The following is a 226-nucleotide window of genomic DNA, read 5'->3' on the forward strand; positions in this document are numbered from 1 at the left end:
GGCGAGTTGTCGGACAGCGCCACGACCGAGTCGACGCCGTCGACGGCGAGCGCGGCGTCGGCCAGTTCGGTCAGGTCGCCCTCGGCGCCCACGATGATCGCGGGGCTGCCCGAGCCGCCCGGGAAGTGCTCGCCGAGCAGCTCCTGCCCGTCGCGGGCCTGCGACGGTCCGAGGATCAGCTCGGACTGGGCGACCCCGTCCGCCTTCAGCTGCGTGAGGCCGAGCG

The 226-nt window shown here is 74.8% G+C and carries 1 pseudogene; it reads right to left on the reverse strand.

The features are described from left to right. Positions 1-226, reverse strand: a pseudogene (locus FJ658_RS16390) (MMPL family transporter); the annotation flags it as partial.

It is taken from the genome of Schumannella sp. 10F1B-5-1 (assembly GCF_006517535.1).
In the GTDB taxonomy this organism is placed as follows: Bacteria; Actinomycetota; Actinomycetes; order Actinomycetales; family Microbacteriaceae; genus Schumannella.